We start from the raw sequence: 7,977 nt of genomic DNA on the forward strand, positions 1-7,977 counted from the left end.
ATGTATTATGGTTCTTATAAGTATCCAAGAGAGTTAAACTGGATTCTTGGAGTATTTACTTATTTTTTAATGATGGCAACGTCCTTTCTTGGTTACACACTACCTTGGGGACAAATGTCTTATTGGGGTGCTCAAGTTATTATTTCGCTATTCGGCGCCATTCCTTTTATAGGTGAGCAACTGGCATTATGGATTCGAGGTGACTTTGTTGTTGCAGATGCCACGCTGAATCGTTTCTTTGCCTTCCATGTCATTGCTTTACCTATAGTCTTGCTTGGGCTTGTTGTCGCACACATCATTGCTTTGCATGAAGTTGGCTCCAACAACCCTGATGGCGTTGAAATCAAGAAACTAAAAAACAAGGAAGGTAAGCCTTTAGACGGCATTCCTTTTCACCCTTACTACACGGTGAAAGATATCGTGGGCGTTATCGTCTTCCTCATCATATTCTCACTGGTATTGTTTTACATGCCAGAGATGGGTGGCTGGTTCCTGGAGCATGCTAACTTCATCCCTGCGGATCCATTAAAAACACCAGAACATATTGCACCTGTTTGGTACTTCACTCCTTTTTATGCCATTTTGAGGGCTGTACCGAGTATCAATGCCTCTGCATTTCCTGGTGTGGTAGCAATGGGCTTATCTATCGTCTTTTTATTTCTATTACCTTGGTTAGATAGAAGTCCGGTTAAATCCATTCGTTACCGTGGTCCATACTTTAAGATCGCTCTTACCTTGTTTATTATCAGCTTCTTTGTTCTCGGCTTTTTAGGCACACAACCTGCTACAGAGCTGTACACACTGATAGCTCAAATTTCGTCAGTCGTTTATTTTGCTTTCTTCATCTTTATGCCGTTTTATACGAAATTTGACAAAGATAAACCTGTGCCAGAAAGGGTGACATTCAAATGAAATCATTAATACTGACATTATTAATTTCGCTCACCTCATTTCAGGTGCTAGCAGCAGAAGCCACTCACGTTGATAAAGTTGAAGTTGATATTACTGATCAAGCTTCTCTTCAACGGGGTGCAAAAACCTTCGTTAACTATTGTTTGAGTTGTCATCAGGCTGCCTATATGCGGTATAACCGTATGGCAAAAGATTTGGGGTTAACGGATGATCAGGTCAAAGATAATCTGATGTTCGCATCTGATAAGGTGGGTGACACCATGACGGTTGCTATGCGCCCAGAAGATGCAAAAAAATGGTTTGGTGTAACACCACCAGATTTATCTGTGATCGCGCGTTCCAGAGGAACAGACTGGTTATATACTTATCTGAGAACATTTTATCTTGATTCTTCTCGTCCCGTTGGTACGAATAACCTGGCATTTAAAGATGTTGGTATGCCGCATGTTCTATGGGAACAACAGGGTTATCAGACCAAAGACGAGAAAACAGGCGAATTAATTTCACCTGAAAATGCACCACTTTCTACACATGAATATAATCAGTTAGTTTATGATTTAGTTAACTTTCTTGAATATATTGGTGAGCCATCAAAACTTCAGAGAATGGCACTTGCCAAATGGGTTCTGCTGTATCTGGTATTATTTTTACTGATTGCATATCCATTGAAAAAAGCTTTCTGGAAAGATATTCACTAAGTCACCATTGATGAAAATAACAGATGATAGGATCAGATAAAAAATGAATAGTACTCGCCGTTCTAAAATGACGGTTTTCTCTGATCCTATCTGTCCTTTTAGTCATCAGATCCGTATCATTCTTCATGAAAAAGAGATTGATGCCAATATTGAGTCTTTAACCGAAGGCAATTGGCCAGAAGAGGTTGCCATTGCTAATCCTTATGGTATTGGTCCAACATTATTTGATCGTGACTTAGTGCTATTCAATGCCAGTGTCATTGCTGAATATTTAGACGAACGTTTTCCTCATCCACCATTGATGCCTGTTGACCCAGTCGCCAGGGCAAAGACACGTCTAATGCTTTATAGAGTTGATAAAGATTGGTACTCACACTGGAATGTCATCTCAGGACGTGAAAAAGGGAATGTCAGCAAAGCCCGTAAAACGATTCAAGAAGACTTGACGGTACTTGCGCCCTTATTTGAAGACTCAGCATTTTTTATGGGTGATGAATTTTCTATATTGGATTGCACGCTTGCGCCATTGTTATGGCGACTTCCAGCTTTAAAAATAAAGCTGCCTGCCAGCGCCGCTGCAGTAGAAAAATATGCACAGAAAATTTTCCGTAGAGAGAGTTTTCAACTGAGTTTAACGCCAGCAGAAAAGGCCATGCGATAAATCTTATGACTTCACAAAAGCCATATCTTATTCGAGCTATACATGAGTGGTTACTCGATAATGCCAGCACACCATATGTATTGGTCAATACAGAGTATGATGGTGTTCAAGTACCCACTGATTTTGTACGTGATGGACGTATCGTGCTCAATATTGCACCTGATGCGGTTAGAGATCTTCATATCAACAATGACTGGCTCAGCTTTTCAGCAAGATTTGCAGGAAAGCCGATGGATATTTTTATCCCCGTGATTGCTGTTCAGGCAATTTATAGCAAAGAAAATAATGAAGGTATGTTTTTTCCAGAAGAGGATAATCCGCCTCCACCACCACATTCACCTGAGCCAGATGAAACAGTGGAAAAAACAGCTAAAAAACCAGCAAGCCGTCCAAGCCTGAAAGTCGTCAAATAGTTTATAGCTGATATTTTTCCATACGATAACGCATCGCCATTCTGGTTAAGCCAAGCTCACGAGCAGCACGTGAAACGTTTCCAGCAGTGCGTTCCAGCGCTTTTTCTAATAAATATTTTTCTACTTGTTCCAAGGTCATATGTCCAAGTACTTCAACAGGATCTTGTTGAAGTGATTTCGTGACGGTTGTCTGCATTATTAACTGGGGTATATCTATTAAACCATCTGTAGACATCATGACGGCACGTTCAACCACGTGCTGTAACTCGCGAATATTGCCAGGCCAGTGGTAATCTTCCAATGCATTTACCGCGGTCTCAGTAAAAACGGGTAAATCAAGTCCATATCGTCTTGCCACTATGGCGACAAAATGCGCCGCGAGTGGTGCAATATCCATTTTTCTCTCTCTGAGTGGAGGCATCTGTAACTGTATGACGTTTAGACGAAAGTACAGATCTGAGCGAAACTCACCATCAGCTACCATTTGAGGAAGATCACGGTTTGTGGCTGCAATAAAATGTGCAGAGACGGGTCTTTCCTGTGTAGCACCAATACGTCTCACCTGACGCCGCTCTAAGACATTCAGTAATTTCGATTGCAATTCAATTGGCAGTTCGCCTATCTCATCCAAAAAAACAGTGCCAGCTTCAGCAACTTCAATGAGTCCTGCTTTAGCTTGGTGTGCATTTGTAAATGCCCCTCGCTCATAGCCAAAAAGCTCAGCTTCTATTAATTCTTTTGGTAATGCAGCACAATCAACGTGCACAAAAGGTTTGTCACACCATTTACCCGATTGATGGTAGTAGCGCGCGAGCACATCTTTACCTGTACCTGTCTCACCATTGATCAAAATAATGGGAAACTCAGTTTCGGCACGATCAACTAACTGGATTATGCGTTCCATTTGCTGCTTAATTGAATGCATGGCACTACTGTGACCGATCATCACCACAGGCTCGCTACCATGTGCCTCTCGCACATGGGAATAGTCAAGTTGCTGGCTCAGCTTTTGTGTTTGCATCACCTTATTTAAAGTCAGTACGAGCTCATCTAAGTCGACCGGCTTTTTCAGATAGTCTGTTGCCCCCAGTTTCATGGCTTGAACGGCATCTTCTAACTCACCGTAGGCTGTCATCATAATGACAGGAATGGCATGCCATGATTGATGCGCTCTCAGACTCTGTAAAAAATCGAGTCCACTAGCATCCGGTAAACGAACATCGAGCAAGATGACATCGGGTAATGATTTTTCTAAATACTCATTGGCATCAGTGATCGTTTCCATCACTGTTGCGGTATGACCTTCTCTTTGAAGCCGCTTCAAAACAGATTTTGCAAACAATGTTTCATCTTCGACTAGTAAAACATTCAACATCAAGTAACCTTAATTAATTTGGGTAGTTTAATTGTGACCGAAGTGCCTTTTTCCTCGTTAGCGTTATAAATTAGCTCTCCTTGGTGCTGTTTTATGACTTTTAAAGTAAAAGGGATGCCTAAACCAAAACTGAGTCGCTTGGTTTCATCTCTACCAATCACATTCTCTTCTATTGGATCAAAGTTAATTCCTTTCCCTTTGTCACGAATGCTGAGTTCAATGTGATCAATGTCTTCTTTGTATACCAGTACTATTTCTGATGAAACAGCTGATGCTTCAATCCCATTCTGTAGGAGGTTAAATATAGCTTGCTCCATCAAATTAATGTCAATCATCAGCTCAGTAGAGCCAATATCCCAGCCTTCACGTCTGATTTGTATATCTTTGTCTTTAAGCTGCAAATCCATCATTAGGAGTGAATTATCAGCGGCAGCGGTCAATGAATGGTAAATAAAATGGGCTTTGATAGGATGCAAATAGGTTAATAAGGAGGTCACCCAACGTTCAAGACGGTCAACAGCGATAATGATATCTTTTAGTGCTTCCTGAATTTCTGGTTCCGTATTCTCATCAAGCGTAACTTGTGATGCAGCGCGTATTCCTGCTAATGGGTTCCTGATATTGTGGGCAACAATAGGAACCAGCTCACCCAAAGCAGCTTGTTTTTTTGCATCAATGAGCCGATCACGATTGATGGCCAAATCATTCGCCATAGAATTTATCGCATCAGAGAGACGAACTAATTCCTCCACGCCACCACGCTTTATTTCATGCTTGAGATCACCTTTACTAAAACGCCGCGCGCCATGCATAACTCTGGCGAGAGGTTTAAGTACATTATTATTAACAAACTGTCGTGACAGTAACAATAAAGTGAATGCCAGTAAGACAGGGATAGGAACCAATAACATTAACTGTGACATCCATTTCTGCCGATCATCAGCCAATGCGTACTGCTTACTATTAAGTAAGCTTTCAAACTGGCCAAAAGCATCCTCAAGCTCTTTAAAGGTGTATTTTTCCAATTGTAGGTTAAGTAACTCTTTTTGCTGCTCAGAAGGATTATCTGCCGTTAGTAATAGAGATGTCTCACCGTGAAATCGCTGATAAGCAACCTCAATATCGATAACTGCGTGTAATTCTCTCCCTTCAATTGCTTCCTGTTTGAGTTCCTGAATGAATCCATTGATTCTGTTGGTATAGTCTTCATATTCCTCAGGAGCAGACTCATCATCTAAAAAGTTTGCATCAAAGACTTCTTTTAATTGTCGATATAACTCACCCCGGATATTTTGCATATGATTATTCATCGAGGTTAGCCGTAAAGATTCCTCCGAACTTTGCTGCCATGCAAACGCCCAGACAATACCAACACTGGCAGTCACCAGAATAATAATGAAGAAGCTAAGCTCATGTAATAATAATGAGCCTTGAATACTCCGAAAACGAGATAGTAGTTTCATATAAAAAAAACGGGCTGTTGTTAGCCCGTTCAATCATGTTCCTGTCTGATAAATAATAACTTAGGCTGGCTCATAACTCTCAAAAGTAATACTTTCATCAACCAAAGCCGCTTCACCTTCATGCCAAGTGTCGCCATCGGGCACAATGGTCCTAACCTGATAAATTTCACCAGGAATTTCTTCTGATAGAGTAAATATATAATATTTGCTCGCATATAGCTTATAACGTGCATTTTTAGGATCGTTGATATACGGTTGAATAATATACTGCGTGCCCTTCACTTTTTTACCGTTGTAATCAATATCAACCTGTTTTTTTTCTGCACCTGCCGCCATCGCCCAGCGAATTTTACGCTGGAAATAACGCCATTCACCGCCAGTCAGGCGCTTCATATCGTGTACATCAAACTCTAAGAATAAGACAAACACACCATTGCCACGCTGATTTTCCATAGGTTCGTATGGACGTTTAAATTTGCCGGTAAAAAAATCAAACGCGAGATCACTACGACCAGTATTACGAATATTAGACACCTGCATTTTTATAGTGTCTTGTCGTGAGTCTTCAACAAAACTCTCTTTTTTATATTGGTATGTTAATTCACCTGGCTGAGTAATGTTTTTTAAGTGTGCTTTATCAAACAACTCATTATTGACTTCAGAAAACCCCGGCTCAGCATATGCAGAACTGAATAGAACAAGAAGCCAGCCTGTCACACATAGCATTAGTATTTTTTTCACTTCGAACCTCTCTCTTTTTTACTTCAATTTTATAGTGTTATTCTTTATGGCTATTCATTATAAATTAGCGATAACCTTATGAAACATGATCGTTTAATTACGCGCTCCATGAAAGCAATATTGTTAGTTTTGACACTATATTTCCTTATTTCGTGCAGTCAATTTCAGCCTGCGGCTCAGATATATGAACGCACTAGCCCTTATTCATTTGATGACACCCTGTTAAATCTTGATATTGCTATTTCTGAGCAAAACTATCGCATTATCCATCGTAGTCATATCGGACAAGCGGTCCGGGATCGGGGAGATGATGATTTTCCTCTAGCGACTATCACCAACTTTTGTAATATCACCTATGCCAAAGAAATGATGCAAATTAATCCACAGCTCATCAACGAGATGCCCTGTTTTATTAGTGTACGTCAGTCTGGTTCAGATGGCGTGGTGGTTAGCACAAAATTAATGGATGAAGATGTCGCCGATACAAAGCAAAGCGAATTTGCAAAAAAAATTAATCTCAACCTGAAAACAATTATCGGGGCAACTATTGAATAGTCACCCCGATACCGGTTTACTTCATCCTAATCGTCATCATCTTTGCGAACACGTTTTTTAGGATATGGATTCACATTTTCCAGTGAAGGCAAATGATATTGAGCCATTATTGCATCAATCTCATCTTTATTTTTTGCTAGAAACTCGTTCAGAAGTGCATTCCATTTTTTATCCTGATAGCGTGTTCCCATACTAAAACTAAAAATAAAGGCCTCACCTAATTCATTCAAAGGCTGTACTGTCATCGGAACATCTGATTCGTTAGCGTAATAACCTGCAATCGGGCCCCATAGTAATGCCACATCAATTGTATCTTTTGCCAATTCTTCATTAATGATCCGACCTGCATTAACACGGGCATCGCCTGGCATCATTTGGAAATATTGAATTTGGTCAGCCAAACCAAGATCCAACAGCGCTTTTGTTGCTACGCCACGATCAAAAATACCAATGCGCAGTGGTTTACCATCTTTTTTGGCTGTAGCAATATCTTTTAATTGATTCAGTTCATACCCTTCGCCTTTACGATAAACCATCGCTTCAATTGAGCTCCAATATGGTTTAGTTGGTTTTAGAAAGTCAGTATGCTCTGGAATACTCATCGCTAAATCACACAAAAACAATCCTGTCTCTGGATCAACTTTTTTAATTGTATTTCGTGAAAAGCCAATTCGTTGCGGGAAAAAGTAATACTCAACAGGTAATCCTAATTCTTTACCTAATAGCTCAGCAATCTTATTGTCAAAACCTTCCCCTTCTCTATTTGAGTAAGGTAGGTTATAGCCATCGGCACAGACGCGAACGGCTTTTTGTCCAGGTAGTGGCTTCAAGTCACCTGCTGCATATGAGGATGTTGAACCCAGTAGGACTCCCATAATAACTAGTGCCCAATACTTTATTTTGGTCATTCTCTCTTCCTTTTTTTGATTATGAAAAACTTTCGACCATAAAGCTAACATATTTGTTTCAAAAAAAAGACCCGACATCAAAAGATGCCGGGCCTTTTATTCAGATTAAGATTACAGAGTAATCTATATCATCTGGGTCTTACAGGCTGAATACACTCAGAACACCACCCAGGTTAGTCCAGCTAGACAGTGATTTGTATGCACCGACTGCGCCAAGACCATCTGTGTCGTTTTCTAAGCTTGGGATCGCC

9 protein-coding genes are annotated in these 7,977 nt (G+C 40.4%); 5 read left to right on the plus strand and 4 right to left on the minus strand.

Annotation, left to right across the window (positions count from 1 at the left end; all coding sequences use genetic code 11):
* From B3014_RS14825 to B3014_RS14840, 4 genes are all read left to right on the plus strand, one after another.
* Positions 1-912 (plus strand): cytochrome b (locus tag B3014_RS14825; protein WP_289287015.1); only part of this gene is annotated, 912 nt, incomplete at its 5' end.
* The gene (locus B3014_RS14830) at positions 909-1,610 is read left to right on the plus strand and encodes a cytochrome c1 (protein WP_289244550.1); all 702 of its coding nucleotides are present in this window, start codon (positions 909-911) and stop codon (positions 1,608-1,610) included. The genes B3014_RS14825 and B3014_RS14830, both read left to right, overlap by 4 nt.
* Positions 1,611-1,653: 43 nt before the next feature.
* The gene (locus B3014_RS14835) at positions 1,654-2,271 is read left to right on the plus strand and encodes a glutathione S-transferase N-terminal domain-containing protein (protein WP_289244549.1); all 618 of its coding nucleotides are present in this window, start codon (positions 1,654-1,656) and stop codon (positions 2,269-2,271) included.
* A gap of 5 nt (positions 2,272-2,276) precedes the next feature.
* Entirely contained in the window at positions 2,277-2,684 is a 408-nt protein-coding gene (locus B3014_RS14840) for a ClpXP protease specificity-enhancing factor (RefSeq protein WP_286305703.1), read from the plus strand.
* Position 2,685: 1 nt separating this feature from the next.
* On the opposite strand, the gene B3014_RS14845 is transcribed toward B3014_RS14840, so the two are convergent.
* From B3014_RS14845 to B3014_RS14855, 3 genes are read right to left on the minus strand one after another with little or no spacing between them, the layout of a single operon-like run.
* Entirely contained in the window at positions 2,686-4,059 is a 1,374-nt protein-coding gene (locus B3014_RS14845) for a sigma-54-dependent transcriptional regulator (RefSeq protein WP_289244548.1), read from the minus strand.
* Entirely contained in the window at positions 4,059-5,555 is a 1,497-nt protein-coding gene (locus B3014_RS14850; protein WP_289244547.1) for an ATP-binding protein, read from the minus strand. The genes B3014_RS14845 and B3014_RS14850 overlap by 1 nt, the downstream gene beginning before the upstream one ends.
* Positions 5,556-5,582: 27 nt before the next feature.
* Positions 5,583-6,263 carry a hypothetical protein gene (locus B3014_RS14855; RefSeq protein ID WP_289244546.1) on the minus strand — a complete coding sequence of 227 codons (681 nt, stop codon included), beginning with the start codon at positions 6,261-6,263 and terminating at the stop codon, positions 5,583-5,585.
* A gap of 78 nt (positions 6,264-6,341) precedes the next feature.
* On the opposite strand from B3014_RS14855, the gene B3014_RS14860 reads away from it, so the two are divergent.
* Complete coding sequence (locus B3014_RS14860) at positions 6,342-6,818, plus strand: DUF302 domain-containing protein (protein ID WP_289244545.1); 477 nt, start codon at positions 6,342-6,344, stop codon at positions 6,816-6,818.
* 26 nt (positions 6,819-6,844) lie between these two features.
* Here the strand turns inward: B3014_RS14860 and B3014_RS14865 are convergent, their stop codons facing one another.
* The gene (locus B3014_RS14865; RefSeq protein ID WP_289244544.1) at positions 6,845-7,804 is read right to left on the minus strand and encodes a quinoprotein dehydrogenase-associated putative ABC transporter substrate-binding protein; all 960 of its coding nucleotides are present in this window, start codon (positions 7,802-7,804) and stop codon (positions 6,845-6,847) included.
* Positions 7,805-7,977 lie beyond the last annotated feature (173 nt).

Source organism: Methylophaga sp. UBA678 (genome assembly GCF_002299105.1).
Lineage (GTDB): Bacteria > Pseudomonadota > Gammaproteobacteria > Nitrosococcales > Methylophagaceae > Methylophaga > Methylophaga marina.

Coding starts and splice junctions, on each gene's coding strand:
- B3014_RS14830 (WP_289244550.1), top strand. CDS start 909: ATGAAATCATTAATACTGACATTATTAATTTCGCTCACCTCATTTCAG.
- B3014_RS14840 (WP_286305703.1), top strand. CDS start 2,277: ATGACTTCACAAAAGCCATATCTTATTCGAGCTATACATGAGTGGTTA.
- B3014_RS14845 (WP_289244548.1), bottom strand. CDS start 4,059: ATGTTGAATGTTTTACTAGTCGAAGATGAAACATTGTTTGCAAAATCT.
- B3014_RS14835 (WP_289244549.1), top strand. CDS start 1,654: ATGAATAGTACTCGCCGTTCTAAAATGACGGTTTTCTCTGATCCTATC.
- B3014_RS14860 (WP_289244545.1), top strand. CDS start 6,342: ATGAAACATGATCGTTTAATTACGCGCTCCATGAAAGCAATATTGTTA.
- B3014_RS14865 (WP_289244544.1), bottom strand. CDS start 7,804: ATGTCGGGTCTTTTTTTTGAAACAAATATGTTAGCTTTATGGTCGAAA.